This is a genomic window from Streptomyces sp. NPDC048825 (assembly GCF_043198355.1).
Lineage (GTDB): Bacteria > Actinomycetota > Actinomycetes > Streptomycetales > Streptomycetaceae > Streptomyces > Streptomyces xiangluensis.
This window is the reverse complement of the sequence record NZ_JBICUR010000011.1, coordinates 229,781-246,041: the sequence shown is the minus strand read 5'-3', so window position 1 is coordinate 246,041 and position 16,261 is coordinate 229,781. Positions and strand designations below refer to the sequence as shown.

Annotated in this window: 14 protein-coding genes; 8 read left to right on the top strand and 6 right to left on the bottom strand. The window is 66.8% G+C overall.

Annotated features, from left to right (window positions below):
• Nucleotides 1–36 precede the first annotated feature (36 nt).
• Nucleotides 37–720 carry a PadR family transcriptional regulator gene (locus ACGFNK_RS26420; protein WP_386340102.1) on the bottom strand — a complete coding sequence of 228 codons (684 nt, stop codon included), beginning with the start codon at nt 718–720 and terminating at the stop codon, nt 37–39.
• Nucleotides 721–1,095: 375 nt separating this feature from the next.
• Between ACGFNK_RS26420 and ACGFNK_RS26415 the strand changes: the two genes are divergently transcribed.
• Both ACGFNK_RS26415 and ACGFNK_RS26410 read left to right on the top strand, forming a co-directional pair.
• Entirely contained in the window at nt 1,096–3,807 is a 2,712-nt protein-coding gene (locus ACGFNK_RS26415; RefSeq protein ID WP_393419775.1) for a transglycosylase domain-containing protein, read from the top strand.
• A gap of 173 nt (nt 3,808–3,980) precedes the next feature.
• The gene (locus tag ACGFNK_RS26410) at nt 3,981–5,495 is read left to right on the top strand and encodes a glycosyltransferase family 87 protein (RefSeq protein WP_393419773.1); all 1,515 of its coding nucleotides are present in this window, start codon (nt 3,981–3,983) and stop codon (nt 5,493–5,495) included.
• 78 nt (nt 5,496–5,573) lie between these two features.
• Here the strand turns inward: ACGFNK_RS26410 and ACGFNK_RS26405 are convergent, their stop codons facing one another.
• The 3 genes from ACGFNK_RS26405 to ACGFNK_RS26395 all read right to left on the bottom strand — a co-directional run bounded on the left by ACGFNK_RS26405 (nt 5,574) and on the right by ACGFNK_RS26395 (nt 8,317).
• Nucleotides 5,574–6,605, bottom strand: coding sequence for an alanine racemase (locus tag ACGFNK_RS26405; RefSeq protein ID WP_386340111.1), 1,032 nt, complete (start codon nt 6,603–6,605; stop codon nt 5,574–5,576).
• A gap of 65 nt (nt 6,606–6,670) precedes the next feature.
• Entirely contained in the window at nt 6,671–7,792 is a 1,122-nt protein-coding gene (femX, locus tag ACGFNK_RS26400; RefSeq protein WP_393419771.1) for a peptidoglycan bridge formation glycyltransferase FemX, read from the bottom strand.
• Nucleotides 7,793–8,002: 210 nt separating this feature from the next.
• Nucleotides 8,003–8,317, bottom strand: coding sequence for a hypothetical protein (locus ACGFNK_RS26395; protein ID WP_393419769.1), 315 nt, complete (start codon nt 8,315–8,317; stop codon nt 8,003–8,005).
• 275 nt (nt 8,318–8,592) lie between these two features.
• Here ACGFNK_RS26395 and rpsF point away from each other — a divergent pair, with 275 nt between their 5' ends.
• The 4 genes from rpsF to rplI all read left to right on the top strand — a co-directional run bounded on the left by rpsF (nt 8,593) and on the right by rplI (nt 10,310).
• Entirely contained in the window at nt 8,593–8,883 is a 291-nt protein-coding gene (gene rpsF / locus ACGFNK_RS26390; protein ID WP_033321285.1) for a 30S ribosomal protein S6, read from the top strand.
• Nucleotides 8,884–8,957: 74 nt separating this feature from the next.
• Nucleotides 8,958–9,563: a single-stranded DNA-binding protein gene (locus ACGFNK_RS26385; RefSeq protein WP_393419767.1), complete on the top strand. Its 606-nt coding sequence runs from the start codon at nt 8,958–8,960 to the stop codon at nt 9,561–9,563.
• Between the two features lie 45 nt (nt 9,564–9,608).
• Nucleotides 9,609–9,845, top strand: a complete 237-nt coding sequence (rpsR, locus tag ACGFNK_RS26380) for a 30S ribosomal protein S18 (protein ID WP_003949403.1) — start codon at nt 9,609–9,611, stop codon at nt 9,843–9,845.
• Nucleotides 9,846–9,863: 18 nt separating this feature from the next.
• Nucleotides 9,864–10,310 carry a 50S ribosomal protein L9 gene (rplI, locus tag ACGFNK_RS26375; RefSeq protein ID WP_393419765.1) on the top strand — a complete coding sequence of 149 codons (447 nt, stop codon included), beginning with the start codon at nt 9,864–9,866 and terminating at the stop codon, nt 10,308–10,310.
• Between the two features lie 241 nt (nt 10,311–10,551).
• Here the strand turns inward: rplI and ACGFNK_RS26370 are convergent, their stop codons facing one another.
• Nucleotides 10,552–11,904, bottom strand: coding sequence for an MATE family efflux transporter (locus ACGFNK_RS26370; protein ID WP_393419916.1), 1,353 nt, complete (start codon nt 11,902–11,904; stop codon nt 10,552–10,554).
• Nucleotides 11,905–12,348: 444 nt separating this feature from the next.
• On the opposite strand from ACGFNK_RS26370, the gene dnaB reads away from it, so the two are divergent.
• Nucleotides 12,349–13,821, top strand: a complete 1,473-nt coding sequence (dnaB, locus tag ACGFNK_RS26365) for a replicative DNA helicase (RefSeq protein ID WP_386340127.1) — start codon at nt 12,349–12,351, stop codon at nt 13,819–13,821.
• A gap of 90 nt (nt 13,822–13,911) precedes the next feature.
• On the opposite strand, the gene ACGFNK_RS26360 is transcribed toward dnaB, so the two are convergent.
• On the bottom strand, nt 13,912–14,478 hold the full coding sequence (locus ACGFNK_RS26360) for a dihydrofolate reductase family protein (protein ID WP_393419763.1): 567 nt from the start codon (nt 14,476–14,478) through the stop codon (nt 13,912–13,914).
• Nucleotides 14,479–14,857: 379 nt separating this feature from the next.
• Between ACGFNK_RS26360 and ACGFNK_RS26355 the strand changes: the two genes are divergently transcribed.
• The gene (locus ACGFNK_RS26355) at nt 14,858–16,249 is read left to right on the top strand and encodes a serine hydrolase domain-containing protein (RefSeq protein WP_393419761.1); all 1,392 of its coding nucleotides are present in this window, start codon (nt 14,858–14,860) and stop codon (nt 16,247–16,249) included.
• Nucleotides 16,250–16,261 lie beyond the last annotated feature (12 nt).

Genomic DNA, 16,261 nt, shown 5'->3' with positions numbered 1-16,261 from the left:
CTCCCTGTGTGTACTCGGTGAAGCCCTGAGCGGACTTCACGTGTCGGTGTCGTCGGACGGATCCGGCCGGGAGGTTTCCCCGTGCCGGGGCAGGCCGCCCGACTCTCCAGATGTGCTGTCCTGCTGAGCGGAGCCGTCCGCGGCGGGACGCCGCTGGTCCCGTCCGGCCCGCTCGCTCTCGATGAGCTCGTTCAGCCAGCGCACTTCGCGCTCCACGGACTCCATCCCGTGTCGCTGGAGCTCAAGGGTGTAGTCGTCGAGGCGCTCCCGGGTGCGCGCCAGGGAGGCGCGCATCTTTTCCAGGCGCTCCTCGAGACGACTGCGGCGGCCTTCGAGGACCCGCATACGTACATCCCGCGACGTCTGCCCGAAGAAGGCGAAACGAGCGGCGAAGTGCTCGTCCTCGTACGCGTCGGGACCCGTCTGCGAGAGCAGTTCCTCGAAGTGCTCCTTACCTTCCGCCGTCAACCGATAGACGATCTTGGCGCGGCGCCCCGCGAGTGGAGCGGCAGGTGCTTCATCGCGGGCACCTCCCGATTCCTCGATCAACCAGCCGTTGGCGACCAGCGTCTTGAGGCAGGGGTAGAGCGTCCCGTAGCTGAAGGCACGGAACACGCCCAGTGAGGTATTGAGCCGTTTACGCAGCTCATAGCCGTGCATCGGGGACTCGCGGAGCAGGCCGAGTACGGCGAACTCGAGGATCCCGGAACGCCGGCTCATCGTCGCCTCCTCTCTGCAGCAGTCTTGCCGTGACGGTCGTTATGCCGAGCTGATGTATCGACTCGATACATCAGCACGATAGAACGGCCATCCGTATGCGACAAGAGGGGGCATGGTGAACGGCGTCACATCACCGATTCGTGGGACACAGGTTGCCTGTTTTGGGGTGAACTTCGGCCCTCGGTGGGTTTTGCCGGTGCGTAGTCTGTGCGCCATGCACATCACCGGGAACCAAGTGACGTTTGGGGGCGTCTTCGTCCTCGGTGCAGTACGGGTGAATGACAGAACGACCGCATCCGTACTTCGGGGGGACCGGGAAACCAGCCGCCGTTTCCAGGCGCGCAAAGGTGCGCCTGCCCGAGGAGTAACCGTTCGATGAGCGAGCACCGTCGCAAACCGCCGCAGCCGCAAGGCGGCGGACGTGCCGCAGCCCGACGCGGCCTTACCGGCTCGTCCTCCGGCCGCCGCGCGGCACCGCGAGGCGCCACTGGGTCTCCTTCCGCCTCCTATGGATCGGGGGGTGAGGAACAGCCGTACGGTGGCCGTGCGGAGGCCCGAAGGGCTGCCCAGAGAAGTACCAGCGGCGGTGGCCGGCGCAGAGCGGCCGACGGCGCGGGAGGTGGTGGCCGCCGGGGCGGGCCTGGCGGGCCGAACGGGCCCGGGCGTGGCAGGGGCCGCGGCGTCGAGCCGCCCAGGAAGCGCCTCATCGACTATCCGCGCGCGGGCAAGTACGGCGCGGCGCGATGGGTGCCGTCATGGAGGCTTGTGACGGGCACTTTTGTCGGCTTCCTCGGCAGCATGATGGCCGTGGCCGGCATCGCGTACGCCATGGTGGGCGTCCCGAAAGTCGACGATGCGGCGACGGCGCAGAACAACGTCTACAAATGGGCCGACGGCACCACGATGGTCGCCACCGGCGGCGAGACGAACCGCCAGATCATCGGCTACGCCCAGATCCCCGAGGAGATGCGCTACGCCGTCATCTCGGCCGAGAACAAGACGTTCGAGACCGACAAGGGCGTGGACCCCATGGGCATCGGTCGTGCCCTGTTCAACATGGCCAAGGGCGGCGATACGCAGGGTGGCTCAACCATCACCCAGCAGTACGTGAAGAACGCGAGGCTCGGCGACCAGTCGCAGACGCTCACGCGTAAGTTCAAGGAGCTGTTCATCTCCATCAAGGTCGGCGCCTCGGTCGACAAGGATGAGATCATGGCCGGCTACCTGAACACCGCCTACTACGGACGCGGCGCCTATGGAATCCAGGCGGCCGCGCGTGCGTACTTCAACAAGGAGGCGCAGGAGCTCAACGCGAGCCAGTGCGCCTTCCTGGCGGCGGTGCTCAAGGGAGCCACGTACTACGACCCGGCGGGCTCGGAATCGATCGACCCTGCCGCCACTCGCGAGGCCAACACCAAGCGGGCCACGGAGCGATGGAGCTGGATCCTCGGCGAAATGGTCAAGGACGGTCATCTGCCGGCCTCGGATGGCGCCAAGTACAGGAAGATGGGGTTCCCCAAGACCCAGAACCCGCGCCTGAACACCGCGCTGAGCGGCCAGATCGGCTATCTCGTCGACCTCGCCAAGGCGTACATCGTGAACAACAGCGACAAGACCGGGATCACCGCCGAGAAACTCCAGCGGGGCGGCTACACGATTCAGACGACCTTCGAGAAGAAGAAGGTCGATCAGCTCGAAGACGCGGTGAAGAAGGTCCAGAAGGAGAACATCAAGCCGGACGAGCGTCCCAAGACGGACAAGTACGTCCAGTTCGGCGGGGCCTCCGTGGATCCGGAGGACGGTGCCATCAGGGCCATCTACGGCGGTGAGGACGCGACGAAGCACTTCACCAACAACGCCGACCAGACCGGCGCCCAGGTGGGTTCGACGTTCAAGCCGTTCGTGCTGGCGTCCGCCATGTCGTGGGGTGTGCGCGATCCCGAAGGTGACGAGATCCAGGCGCAGGACGAGCGGACGATCGTCTCGCCGAAGAGCCTTTACAGCGGCAAGAACAAGCTGAAGATCGAGGATTACGACGGCAACGTCTGGCAGGACAAGAAGGGCAGGGAGTGGCTGCAGACGAACGACGGCGGTGAGTCGTACAACGCGCCGAGCTACCAGATCGACCTCCGCGAGGCGATGAGGGTCTCGGCGAACTCCGCCTACGTGCAGCTCGGTATGGACGTCGGTCTGGACAAGGTCAGGGAGGCAGCGCTGGACGCCGGCGTCCTGGAGGGCAGTCTGGCCAGCGCGAACTACCCGTCCTTCTCGCTCGGCACGTCCGACCCGAGCGCGATCCGCATGGCAGGCGCGTACTCTACCTTCGCGGCCAGCGGCAAGCAGAACGACCCGTATTCGGTCACCGAGATCGAGGACGCGGACGGGATCGTCTTCAGGCACGCGGACGTCGCCAAGACCAGGACGGCCTTCACTCCCGAGGTCGCCGACAACGTCACCGACGTTCTGAAGACCGTCGTGGAAGACGGCACGGGCACCGCGGCGGCGCTCGACGACCGTGAGGTGGCGGGCAAGACCGGTACCACTGACGGCAACAAGTCCGCCTGGTTCGTCGGCTACACCCCGCAGCTCTCGACGGCGATCTCCATGTATCGCATGGACGACGACGCGAACAACAAGAAGCGCAAGTTCCTGGAGATGTACGGGACGGGTGGCCAGAAGAAGATCCACGGTGCCTCGTTCCCGGCCGAGATCTGGCACGACTACATGGAGGACGCGCTCAAGGGCAAGCCTGCGGAGAAGTTCCCGACGCCCGAACCCATCGGTAAGGTCGTCAACGACATCCCGACCCCGACCCCGACGCCCTCGCTTCCCGAGCCCGAGGAGGAGGAGGAGTCCCCGACGCCGAGCCCGACTCCCAGTGAGCCGACGACGAGTCCCTCACCCTCGCCGAGCAACACCTGCGACCCCTTCGACTTCGAGTGCAACAACACCGGCGGAGAGGACAACGGTGGTGCTGGTAACGGCGGAGTCGACGGAGGTGTGAGTGCTTCGCCGACGGAGTCCGATCCCCCCGGCAACAACGGCGGCAACGACAACGGAGGCCTCTTCGGGGGAGGCACCGGGTAGCCCACACTGTGTGTGTTTCACGTGAAACACGCTGTTTCACGTGAAACGAGGGCCGCCGCACCGACAGGGTGCGGCGGCCCTCGTCGTACTCAGAGGCGAAGGCCTTCAGTCAGGCGACCAGCCACGGCCACGCGACAGGACGACCCAGCACACTCTCAGCTACGTACGGCAGGATGGTCCGCATGCCCAGTGCAGAGACGAAGCGAGCGAGCTCGCATGAGCCGGAGCCGGTACGGCCGACCAAGGAGGACGCGGTCGCCGCAACCGGCAGCGAGCTGATCGGTGGCCCCATCGGGCGGCGCGCGCTGCTCGGGACGTCCTGGTGGACCCCTGTACGTGTCATCGCGCTTGTCGCGATCGGCATGTTCGCTCTTGGCATGGTGCAGAAGCTGCCGTGCTACGACGGCGCCTGGTTCTTCGGGGCCAGCTCGCAGTACACGCACGCGTGCTACTCCGACATCCCGCATCTCTACCAGGGCCGCGGTTTCGCCGAGGGGCTCGTGCCGTACTTCGACAAACTCAGCGGCGATATGGAGTACCTCGAATACCCGGTGCTGACCGGCGTGTTCATGGAGGTCGCCTCCTGGCTGACACCCGGCAGCGGCAGCATCCAGGACCAGGCAAACGTCTACTGGATGGTCAACGCCGGGATGCTGATGGTGTGCGCGGCGGTCATCGCCGTTTGCGTGACCCGCACCCACCGCCGGAGGCCCTGGGACGGTCTGCTGGTCGCCCTCGCACCCGCCTTCGCGCTCACCGCCACCGTCAACTGGGACCTGCTGGCCGTCGCCCTGACGGCCGCCGCGATGCTGATGTGGGCGCGGAGCCGCCCGCTCGCTTTCGGCGTCCTCCTGGGCCTTGCCACGGCCGCCAAGCTCTATCCCTTCCTGCTCCTCGGGCCGCTGCTCGTGCTGTGCTGGCGTGCTGGCAGGTGGCGGGAGTTCGGCACCGCGCTGCGCGGTGCAGCGGGCGCCTGGCTGGTCGTGAACCTCCCGGTGATGCTGCTCGCCCCAGAGGGCTGGTCGAAGTTCTACACATTCAGCCAGGAGCGCGGCGTCGACTTCGGCTCGTTCTGGCTCGTCCTCTCTCATCGCATGGACAGCCCGCCCACCACCGACACTGTCAACACACTCGCCATGGTGCTGATGCTGCTTTCCTGCTTGGGGGTAGCGGGACTGGCGCTGACTGCCCCGCGCAGGCCGCGCTTCGCCCAACTCGCCTTTCTGGTCGTTGCGGCCTTCATCCTCACCAACAAGGTCTATTCACCGCAGTACGTGCTGTGGCTGGTCCCCCTCGCCGCGCTGGCCCGCCCCAAGTGGCGGGACATCCTGATCTGGCAGGCGTGCGAGGTCGCGTACTTCCTCGGGATCTGGATGTACCTCGCGTACACGACCAGCGGCGACGCTCACAAGGGACTGCCGACCGACGGCTATCACGTCGTCATCGTCATCCACCTGTTGGGGACGCTCTACCTGTGTGCCGTCGTCGTACGCGACATCCTCATGCCGGAACGGGACGTGGTACGCCGGTCCGGGGACGACGATCCGTCGGGCGGGGTACTCGATGGCGCGGAGGACGCCTTCGTCCTGGGAGCCGCGGCCCATCCGCCGCAGCATGCGGCCCACTTCGACGGGCCGCACGTGGAGTGGGGCAGCCGGGGCCCCTCGGCGGGCGCCGGTTCGCCCTGAGTGAACAGGGCGTAGAGAGCTACACAAACAGGCCGTACACGGAGTCCGTGTACGGCCTCTCCGCTGAGGTCCGGGCGGTCAGCGCTCGACGATCCGGTCGAACTGCGTGGTGGTGTGCCGCAGATGGGCCACCAGTTCCTCGCCGACCTTCGGTTCCGGGGCGTCTGAGGGCACGAAAAGGATCGAGACCTGCATGTGCGGAGGCTCCGCGAACCAGCGCTGCTTGCCGCCCCAGACGAACGGCGAGAGGTTCCGGTTGACCGTGGCGAGGCCGGCCCGGGCGACGCCCTTGGCGCGCGGCATGACGCCGTGCAGGGCCTTCGGGGCCTCGAGGCCCACCCCGTGCGACGTACCGCCCGCCACGACCACCAGCCAGCCGTCAGAGGCGGCCTTCTGCTGGCGGTAGCCGAAGCGGTCGCCCTTGGAGACGCGAGTGACGTCCAGGACGGCTCCGCGGTACTCCGTCGCCTCGTGGTCCCCCAGCCACAGCCGCGTACCGATGCGGGCGCGGAAACGCGTCTGCGGGAACTGCTGCTGCAGACGGGCGAGTTCCTCGGCCTTCAGATGGCTGACGAACATGGTGTGCAGCGGCAGCCGGGCCGCGCGCAGCCGGTCCATCCAGCCGATGACCTCCTCGACGGCGTCGGAGCCGTCGGTGCGGTCCAGCGGCAGGTGAATCGCGAAGCCCTCCAGCCGCACGTTCTCTATGGCGGCGTGGAGCTGAGGCAGATCGTGCTCGCTCACACCGTGCCGCTTCATCGAGGACATGACCTCGATGACGACGCGGGCGCCCACGAGGCCGTAGACCCCGTCGATCGACGACACGGAGCGGATCACACGATCGGGCAGCGGCACGGGCTCCTCGCCCCGCCGGAACGGCGTCAGCACCAGCAGGTCTCCGCCGAACCAGTCCTTGATCCGGGCGGCCTCGTACGTCGTGCCGACGGCCAGGATGTCCGAGCCCAGCCGCGTGGCCTCGTCCGCCAGCCGCTCATGACCGAAGCCGTAGCCATTGCCCTTGCACACAGGGACGAGTCCGGGGAACTGCTCGGAGACCTGCTTGTGGTGCGCCCGCCAGCGTGCGGTGTCGACGTAGAGCGTGAGCGCCATGGCCGGACCTGGAACCTTTCTCGTGGCTGCGGTGTATCAGAGGTATGAAGGCAAATTCTGGTGCGTCAGCGGCGGGACATGTAGATGTCGAGCGCCTTGTGGAGCAGCTTGTTGAGCGGGAAGTCCCACTCGCCGAGGTATTCGGCGGCTTGCCCGCCCGTGCCCACTTTGAACTGGATGAGGCCGAAAAGGTGGTCGGTCTCATCCAGCGAATCGGAGATACCCCGCAGGTCATAGACCGTGGCACCGAGCGCGTATGCGTCCCGCAGCATGCGCCATTGCATCGCGTTCGAGGGCCGGACCTCACGCCCGATGTTGTCCGAGGCACCGTACGAGTACCAGACATGCCCGCCCACGACCAGCATCGTCGCAGCGGACAGGTTCACACCGTCGTGCCGGGCGAAGTAGAGCCGCATGCGGTTGGGGTCCTCGTTGTTGAGGGCCGTCCACATGCGCTGGAAGTACGAGAGCGGGCGGGGCCGGAAGTGGTCGCGGACGGCCGTGATCTCGTAGAGGCGCTGCCACTCCTCGAGATCCTGGTAGCCACCCTGGACAACCTCGACGCCCGCCTTCTCGGCCTTCTTGATGTTGCGCCGCCACAGCTGGTTGAAGCCCTTGTGGACGTCCTCCAACGACCGGTTGGCCAGCGGTACTTGGAAGACATAGCGGGGTTGTACGTCGCCGAAGCCGGCCCCGCCGTCCTCGCCCTGCTGCCAGCCCATGCGACGCAGCCGGTCGGCGACCTCGAAAGCGCGCGGCTCGATGAAGTCGGCCTCGATGTCGCGCAACCGCTTCACGTCCGGATCCTGGATGCCTTTTTTGATGGAAGCGGCCTCCCAGCGCCGGATGATGACCGGTGGGCCCATCTTTACGGAGAAGGCGCCCTGCTGCTTGAGATGCGCGAGCATCGGATCCAGCCACTCGGTCAAATTCGGCGCGAACCAGTTGATGACCGGCCCCTCGGGCAGATAGGCGAGGTAGCGCTTGATCTTGGGCAGCTGCCGGTACAGCACGAGGCCCGCCCCGACCATGTCGCCCGTCCTGTCGTCGAACCAGCCGAGATTCTCGGCACGCCACTCCGCCTTGACGTCTGCCCAGGCCGGGACCTGCATGTGGCTCGCCGCGGGCAGGCTCTGGATGTACGCCAGATGCTGCTCTCGACTGATGGTCCTCAGGGTCAGGCTCATACGGGGCGCTCCTCGGGCTGGTGTGTCCCCATGGGTACAGGGGCTCCGGCTCTCGCGCCGAAGCCTACTGCGCCCTGCGAGCGCCCTGTCTGGCCCTACGGAACCTGGGCCCGGCGCATGCGCGGCCGGGAGGTCCGGAAGGGGTGTCCGGCCCTCGAGCCGGGAGTGGGAAGGCCGTTGGCCGATATCCCCGTCCGCCGGGGGAATCGCTCAGCCGATGATCCCGCCGAAGAGACCGCCGTGCGCCATGCCGAGCATGAAGCCGACACCCGCCGCACCGAGACCCACAATCAGACCGAAGCGCTCCCGCGTCGTCACGGAGACGAACTGTCCGGCCGCTCCCGTGAGAATCCCCACCAGCCCCGTCCAGGAGCTGATCAGATGCAGGTGGTGGAACATCGCCGTGATGAAGGACGTCGCCCCCAGCACCAGCGTCACGGCGAGCAGCGTGTCCTGGAGCGGGTGGCGCTTGTGATCGGTGGCGAACAGGGATCCGGCGACTTTGGGGCGCACTGTCTGTGCCATAGGGCACCTCCTGCGGAAAACGGCGCATCGTAGCGCCATACACACCCGATGTGTACAGATTGACGGCCCCCGCCCCCGGATTTCAACCGGAAGCCGGTGTCCGGGTAGTCTGTACCGTCTGCACCGGTGTCTGCCCATGCCATGACGCGACTCCCACTCAGTTCACTGAGCGGCGAGCCCGATTGTCAGTGGTGGCCGATACCGTTGCTAACGCATCACAACCCTCCTGCCACGGAACGACCGTGGCCGCCGAGTCCAAAGGAGGTGGGTTCCACATGCGTCACTACGAGGTGATGGTCATCCTCGACCCCGATCTCGAGGAGCGCGCTGTCTCCCCGCTGATCGAGAACTTCCTCTCCGTCGTCCGTGAGGGCAACGGAAAGGTGGAGAAGGTCGACACCTGGGGCCGTCGTCGTCTCGCGTACGAGATCAAGAAGAAGCCCGAGGGTATCTACTCGGTCATCGACCTGCAGGCCGAGCCTGCGGTCGTCAAGGAGCTCGACCGCCAGATGAACCTGAACGAGTCGGTCCTCCGGACCAAGGTCCTCCGCCCCGAGATGCACTGAGCTCTCCCGCTCAGTTGATCTCGGGCATCGAGTAGCAGCAAGCAGCCAGCAGCAAACCCGCCGAGAGGTTCCCAATGGCAGGCGAGACCGTCATCACGGTCGTCGGCAATCTTGTCGACGATCCCGAGCTGCGCTTCACCCCTTCCGGTGCGGCGGTCGCGAAGTTCCGTGTCGCGTCCACTCCCCGCACCTTCGACCGTCAGACCAATGAATGGAAGGACGGCGAGAGCCTGTTCCTGACGTGCTCGGTCTGGCGTCAGGCGGCGGAGAACGTCGCCGAGTCGCTCCAGCGAGGCATGCGCGTCATCGTGCAGGGCCGGCTGAAGCAGCGGTCCTACGAGGACCGTGAGGGCGTCAAGCGCACGGTCTACGAACTCGACGTCGACGAGGTCGGCGCGAGCCTGCGCAGCGCCACGGCCAAGGTCACCAAGACCACCGGCCGAGGCGGCCAGGGTGGTTACGGCGGCGGCGGTGGCGGCGGCCAGCAGGGCGGCGGCTGGGGCTCAGGTCCCGGTGGCGGTCAGCAGCAGGGCGGCGGCGCTCCCGCCGACGATCCCTGGGCGACCGGTGCGCCGGCCGGCGGCGGTCAGCAGGGCGGTGGCGGTGGCGGCTGGGGCGGAAGCTCCGGCGGCTCCGGTTCCGGCTCCGGCGGCGGCTACTCGGACGAGCCCCCCTTCTGAGGGCGGGTTCGCACCCACACTTCTTGATCACACAGGAGATACACCATGGCGAAGCCGCCTGTGCGCAAGCCGAAGAAGAAGGTCTGCGCTTTCTGCAAGGACAAGGTCACGTACGTGGACTACAAGGACACGAACATGCTGCGGAAGTTCATTTCCGACCGTGGCAAGATTCGTGCCCGCCGCGTGACCGGCAACTGCACGCAGCACCAGCGTGACGTCGCCACGGCCGTCAAGAACAGCCGTGAGATGGCGCTGCTGCCCTACACCTCCACCGCGCGATAAGGGAAGGGTGACCGACACATGAAGATCATCCTCACCCACGAGGTCTCTGGCCTCGGCGCCGCGGGCGAAGTCGTCGACGTCAAGGACGGTTACGCCCGCAACTACCTGATCCCGCGGAACTTTGCGATCCGCTGGACCAAGGGCGGCGAGAAGGACGTCGAGCAGATCCGTCGTGCTCGCAAGATCCATGAGATCCAGACCATCGAGCAGGCCAACGAGATCAAGGCCCGCCTCGAGGGCGTCAAGGTCCGCCTGGCCGTCCGCTCGGGCGACGCCGGTCGGCTCTTCGGTTCTGTCACCCCGGCCGACATCGCCTCGGCGATCAAGGCTTCGGGTGGCCCCGAGGTCGACAAGCGCCGCATCGAGTTGGGTGCGCCGATCAAGACGCTGGGCGCCCATGAGACGTCCGTGCGTCTGCACCCCGAGGTTGCTGCCAAGGTCAACATCGAGGTCGTCGCTGCCTAAGCGCTGCGCTCGCTGAAGCAGTGCATTGTGGGGCCGTGCCTTTCGGGGCACGGCCCCACACGCTTGCCCCCTCGCCTGCCGGCCGTGTCTCTTGGCGGCCGACGTGTGGGCGGCGGGGACGCATGGAGGGCATGTTTCACGTGAAACGGTGTGCATCGGTCCCCGAGTTGGTTCGCCGTTTCACGTGAAACAGAGCGAGCTTGGTTGCGGTCGACATCACCCGGTGCAGGGTCGGCTTTGCTCAGCGCGTGGCACCCGTGACGATCCAGCGACCCGAGCGGGAGCGCAGCCATAGGGTCAGCATTCGCATGGCCATCATCAGGGTCATTGCTCCCCACAGCGCCGTCAGGCCGCCGCCGAGAACAGGTACGAGCAGAGCGGCGGGCGTGAAGATGGCGAGCGTCACGAGCATCGCCCGCGCCAAGTAAGGGCCGTCCCCGGCGCCCATCAGGACGCCGTCGAGTACGTAGACGATGCCGCAGACCGGCTGGGAGAGAGCCACCACGATGAGGGCGGGCAGTGCCGCCTCCTTGACCATGGAGTCACTGGTGAAGAGCGGGACGAAGAGCGGCCGGGTGACGATCACCAGCACACCGAGTGCGACGCCGATCGCGATGCCCCACTCCACCATGCGGCGACAGGCCTCGCGGGCGCGTTGGGCGTCACCCGCGCCGAGGTAGCGGCCGATGATCGCCTGACCGGCGATGGCGATCGCGTCCAGGGCGAAGGCAAGCAGACTCCACAACCCGAGGATGATCTGGTGTGCGGCGATGTCCGCGTCACCGAGCCGGGCCGCCACGCCGGTGGCGATCATCAGGATGGCCCGCAGCGAGAGCGTACGTATCAGCAGAGGTGCTCCGGCCTGGGCGCAGGCGCGTATCCCGGCGGCGTCCGGCCGCAGCGGGGCGCCGTGCTTTCGTGCTCCACGGACGACGACGGCGAGATACACCGCGGCCATACCGCACTGGGCGATGACGGTGCCCCAGGCGGAGCCGGCGATGCCGAGGTCCGCGCCGTAGACGAGGCCGACGTTGAGGGCTCCGTTGGCGATGAAGCCCGCGATGGCGACGTACAGCGGTGTCTTTGTGTCCTGCAGTCCGCGGAGGACTCCGGAAGCGGCGAGAACGACGAGCATCGCGGGAATGCCGAGCGCCGAGATCCGTAGATACGTGGTGGCGTAGGGGGCGGCGGTGTCCGAGGCTCCGAAGAGTTCCACCAGGGCGGGGGCCGTCGGTACGACGACGGCGATGATGGCTGCCCCCAGCAGGAGCGCGAGCCAGATGCCGTCCATGCCCTGACGGATTGCGGCTTGCAGATCTCCCGCGCCGACGCGGCGCGCGACGGCGGCTGTGGTGGCATACGCCAGGAAGACGAAGATGCTGACGGCTGTGGTGAGGAGGGCGGAGGCGACACCGAGACCGGCGAGTTGCGGAGTGCCGAGATGGCCGATGATGGCGCTGTCGGCCAGGAGAAAGAGAGGCTCGACGACGAGTGCGCCGAAGGCCGGAACGGCCAGCGCGACGATCTCTCGGTCGTGCCGACGCCGGGCGGCCTTGGGTGCCGCGGAAGCCTGTGTCATGCACATCAATCTAATCTTCCACAGGTAAGTGGCGCAACTGTCGTGGGGGTCTTACTTCTCCTTCCATGGAAAGCGTCGTTGCGGGGTGTTCGTAACGATCTCGGTTCTACTGTGGAAGTTTTTCTTCTGCACAGCCGGTGGACGGGATAAGTGCAGGTGAGGGCGGGTGTGGAACTCGGGGCACGAGCTTGTTCACAGGCCTGTCCACCGAGTCGTGCACAGGTTTTGCGAGGTTCTCCACAGCATCAGGGCGGTCGTCCACATGGCCTGTGGATAACCAGATTGGCTGACGGTGCCCGCAGGCCTAACGTGGTCCGGCGCCCCGCTCCTCTTTCGACCTCGGAAACCTCGCAAAACCGACGTGTGAGAACCGGAGTTGGGACTCTCATTTGTCAGTGCCGTGCCGTAGAAAGATGAGGCACGGCTAGGTCCGCTCGGCGGACGGGAGGAGGTGGCTCGGTGAGTATTTCCGAGCCCTTGGACGACCCGTGGGCCGACAGCGGTCCCAGTGATCGTCTGCCAGCCTCCCGTCGCCGTGACGGTGGCAGGGGTCGCGACGAGCAACACGATCGCGGACGGGACAACGGGGTCTGGGACGGCGGAGGTTCGTCCTTCGAGCGTGTGCCGCCGCAGGATCTGGACGCCGAGCAGTCCGTCCTCGGAGGCATGCTGCTGTCCAAGGACGCCATTGCCGATGTCGTCGAGTTGCTCAAGGGACACGACTTCTACCGGCCGGCGCACGAGACCATCTACAGCGCGATCCTCGACCTCTACGCGAAGGGGGAGCCGGCCGACCCGATCACGATCGCCGCCGAGCTCACCAAGCGGGGCGAGATCACCAAGGTCGGCGGCGTGTCGTATCTGCACGGCCTCGTTCAGACGGTGCCTACGGCGGCGAACGCCGAGTACTACGCAGAGATCGTTCATGAGCGTGCTGTGCTGCGTCGCCTGGTGGAGGCCGGCACGCGCATCACGCAGATGGGGTACGCGGCCGACGGTGACGTCGACGAGATCGTCAACAGCGCCCAGGCCGAGATCTACGCGGTCACCGAGCAGCGCACCACGGAGGACTATCTGCCGCTCGGCGACATCATGGAAGGTGCGCTCGACGAGATCGAGGCGATCGGTTCGCGCTCGGGGGAGATGACCGGTGTGCCGACCGGCTTCACCGATCTCGACCAGCTCACAAATGGTCTACACCCGGGCCAGATGATCATCATCGCGGCGCGTCCTGCCATGGGTAAGTCCACGCTGGCGCTGGACTTCGCGCGGACCTGCTCGATCAAGCACAACATGCCGAGTGTGATCTTCTCGCTCGAAATGGGCCGCAACGAGATCGCGATGCGTCTGCTGTCCGCGGAAGCGCGTGTGGCTCTGCATCACATGCGTTCGGGCACGATGACCGACGAGGACTGGACCCGGCTCGCGCGCCGGATGCCGGATGTTTCGGCCGCTCCCCTCTATATCGACGACTCCCCGAACCTGTCGATGATGGAAATCCGCGCCAAGTGCCGTCGACTCAAGCAGCGCAGCGACCTGAAGCTAGTGGTCATCGACTATCTGCAGCTGATGCAGTCGGGCGGTTCCAAGCGGGCCGAGAGCCGACAGCAGGAGGTCTCCGACATGTCGCGGAACCTGAAGCTTCTGGCCAAGGAGCTGGAGCTTCCGGTCATCGCGCTGTCGCAGCTGAACCGTGGCCCCGAGCAGCGGACGGACAAGAAGCCCATGGTCTCCGACCTCCGTGAATCCGGGTCGATCGAGCAGGACGCGGACATGGTGATCCTGCTGCACCGCGAGGACGCGTACGAGAAGGAGTCTCCGCGCGCGGGTGAGGCGGACATCATCGTGGGCAAGCACCGTAACGGTCCAACGGCGACGATCACGGTCGCCTTCCAGGGCCACTACTCGCGCTTTGTGGATATGCAGGCCTGAGCCTGACCTGCCATGTAGATCTCACACGGGCCGTGTCGTACCGATGTCGTATATGACATCACCGTGAGACTAGCGCGTGGGTGCTGCTGCTCAGCGCCTCGTCTCGTACCTGGCCAGGACCACGCCGCCGGGAAACGTCCGCGTCTCCACCAGGTTCAGGTTCACCCAGCTGTCCAGCGCGGTGAAGAACGGCGTGCCGCTGCCCACCAGGACTGGATGGGCGGCGATCGCGTACTCGTCGATCAGCCCGGCGCGCATGGCCGCCCCGGCGAGCGTTGCGCCGCCGATGTTCATTGGGCCGCCGTCCTCGGCCTTGAGCCGGCTGATCTCGGCGATCGCGTCGCCGGTGACCAAGCGGGTGTTCCAGCCGACCTTGTCGATCGTCGAGGAGAACACCACCTTCGGAGTGTCCCGCCAGTTCCGCGCGAACTCGATCTCCGCCGGGGTGGCGTTGGGCTGCTGGTCGCCGGTTGGCCAGTAGGAGCTCATCGTCTCCCACAGCTTGCGCCCATACAACGACAGGCCACTCGCCTGCTCGTGGTCGAGCCACCACTGGAACAGCTCGTCGCTCGGCGGTCCGCTCCAGCCGATGTCGTCGCCGGCCGTGGCTATGTAGCCGTCCAGGGTCAGGTTCATGCCGTAGATCAGTTTCCGCATGACGCAGCCTTCCGGCCGTGGGTGTCCGGCGTATAGACCAGCGCGGCGCGGGAAACTCATCGGTGCGCGATCTGGGCTCGCCGGTAGTCCTCGTGCTCGGGGCTCAGCGTGGTGTACTCGGCCGGCTCGGGCGAGCCGCCTGATCTCGACCTCGCCCTCGCGAGGAAATGCCAGGGATTTGAGACTGATCATGGGTGACAAGGCCGTGAGACAGCCAAGAACGCCCAGGTCACGCAAGATCGACATGTCACGAGCGGCGAGACCCTACACCTGCCAGGGCAGGCATGCTTGACCTGGTGGCCGCCCTCTACTTGCTGTCGACCCGGCCGTGCTCCTGTCGGCGCTCGACGCCGGGCGACCGGTCAGGTGGACTGGGCTCATGACGACATCTCAGGAAGAGCTGCTGCCCGGTACGCGCCGGGCCCTGCTGCACCGTATTGCCACCGCTCAGGCCGAGGGACGGGCGCCGTCGATGGTGGCGGTGGTCGTACGGGGTGGGGAGGCGGTGTGGCACGGGGCGCGTACCTCAGTGGACGGGCACGGGCCGGACGAGAACGTGCAGTACCGGATTGGGTCGATCACCAAGACGTTCACCGCGGTCCTGGTGCTTCGGTTGCGGGACGAGGGAGTGCTGGACCTCGGCGATCCGCTGGAGAAGCATCTGCCGGACACCGGAGCGGGGGAGTCGACGATCGCCGAACTGCTCGCGCACACGGGCGGGTTGGCGGCCGAGTCGCCCGCGCCCTGGTGGGAGCGCACGCCGGGATCGCTGCGCCCCGAGCTCGCCGATGTGCTGGGCGAGGAGCCGTACCGGCACCCCGTGGGGAGGCGGCACCATTACTCGAACCCCGGTTATACGTTGCTGGGCGCGTTGGTCGAGGAGTTGAGGGGCGCCTCCTGGGAGGAGGTTCTGCGGCGTGAGGTCCTCGAGCCTCTGGGGTTGCACCGTACGAGCAGCCGTCCACAGGAACCGCACGCGGGCGGCTGGGCCGTGCATCCCTGGGCGGATGTGATGCTGCCGGAGCCCGCCGAGGATCTGGGCCGGATGGCGCCGGCCGGTCAGCTCTGGTCGACCACAGGCGATCTGGCGCGCTTCGCAGCGTTCCTGGCCGAGGGGGACGACCGGGTGTTGAGTGCGCGGTCGGTGCTGGAGATGCGTACGCCCGCGGCGCCGCCCGAGGCCGAGGAGGTGGCGGCAGGTACGGCGTATGGCCTCGGCATGCAGATTCAGCACCGGGGAGGGCGGATCCTTGTGGGGCATTCGGGGTCCCTACCAGGCTTCCTCGCCGGTCTTGTGATCAGCGTCGAGGACGATCTGGCCTCCGTCGTGCTCGCCAACTGCACCTCGGGCCCGATGGTGATGACGGTTGCTGCGGATCTCGTACGCATCGTCGCCGAGGCCGAACCCCGGGTCCCCGAGCCGTGGCGCCCGTTGTCTGAAGTCGACGCATCCGTACTCGAGTTGGCGGGGCCCTGGTACTGGGGCACGCAGGCCTCCGCGCTGCGTCTCACCGCCGAGGGAGGCGTCTCGCTAGGACCCCTGTCCGGCGGTGGCCGTCGCTCGCGCTTCCGGGCCAATGGCGATGGGACATGGACGGGGCTCGATGGCTACTACGCGGGCGAGCTCTTGCGGGCCGTACGGCGCCCCGACGGGTCGGTGAGTCATCTGGACCTGGGGTCGTTCGTCTTCACGCGGCAGCCGTACGACGAGGGGGCGCCGGTGCCGGGCGGTGTGGATCCGGAGGGCTGGCGCGGGATTCGGTGGCCGTAGCGTCGGACGAGC

Excerpts from the sequence above, each read along its gene's own strand:
- ACGFNK_RS26420 (WP_386340102.1), bottom strand. The coding sequence starts at position 720 with ATGAGCCGGCGTTCCGGGATCCTCGAGTTCGCCGTACTCGGCCTGCTC.
- ACGFNK_RS26415 (WP_393419775.1), top strand. The coding sequence starts at position 1,096 with ATGAGCGAGCACCGTCGCAAACCGCCGCAGCCGCAAGGCGGCGGACGT.
- ACGFNK_RS26410 (WP_393419773.1), top strand. The coding sequence starts at position 3,981 with ATGGTCCGCATGCCCAGTGCAGAGACGAAGCGAGCGAGCTCGCATGAG.
- ACGFNK_RS26405 (WP_386340111.1), bottom strand. The coding sequence starts at position 6,605 with ATGGCGCTCACGCTCTACGTCGACACCGCACGCTGGCGGGCGCACCAC.
- femX (WP_393419771.1), bottom strand. The coding sequence starts at position 7,792 with ATGAGCCTGACCCTGAGGACCATCAGTCGAGAGCAGCATCTGGCGTAC.
- ACGFNK_RS26395 (WP_393419769.1), bottom strand. The coding sequence starts at position 8,317 with ATGGCACAGACAGTGCGCCCCAAAGTCGCCGGATCCCTGTTCGCCACC.
- rpsF (WP_033321285.1), top strand. The coding sequence starts at position 8,593 with ATGCGTCACTACGAGGTGATGGTCATCCTCGACCCCGATCTCGAGGAG.
- ACGFNK_RS26385 (WP_393419767.1), top strand. The coding sequence starts at position 8,958 with ATGGCAGGCGAGACCGTCATCACGGTCGTCGGCAATCTTGTCGACGAT.
- rpsR (WP_003949403.1), top strand. The coding sequence starts at position 9,609 with ATGGCGAAGCCGCCTGTGCGCAAGCCGAAGAAGAAGGTCTGCGCTTTC.
- rplI (WP_393419765.1), top strand. The coding sequence starts at position 9,864 with ATGAAGATCATCCTCACCCACGAGGTCTCTGGCCTCGGCGCCGCGGGC.
- ACGFNK_RS26360 (WP_393419763.1), bottom strand. The coding sequence starts at position 14,478 with ATGCGGAAACTGATCTACGGCATGAACCTGACCCTGGACGGCTACATA.
- ACGFNK_RS26355 (WP_393419761.1), top strand. The coding sequence starts at position 14,858 with ATGACGACATCTCAGGAAGAGCTGCTGCCCGGTACGCGCCGGGCCCTG.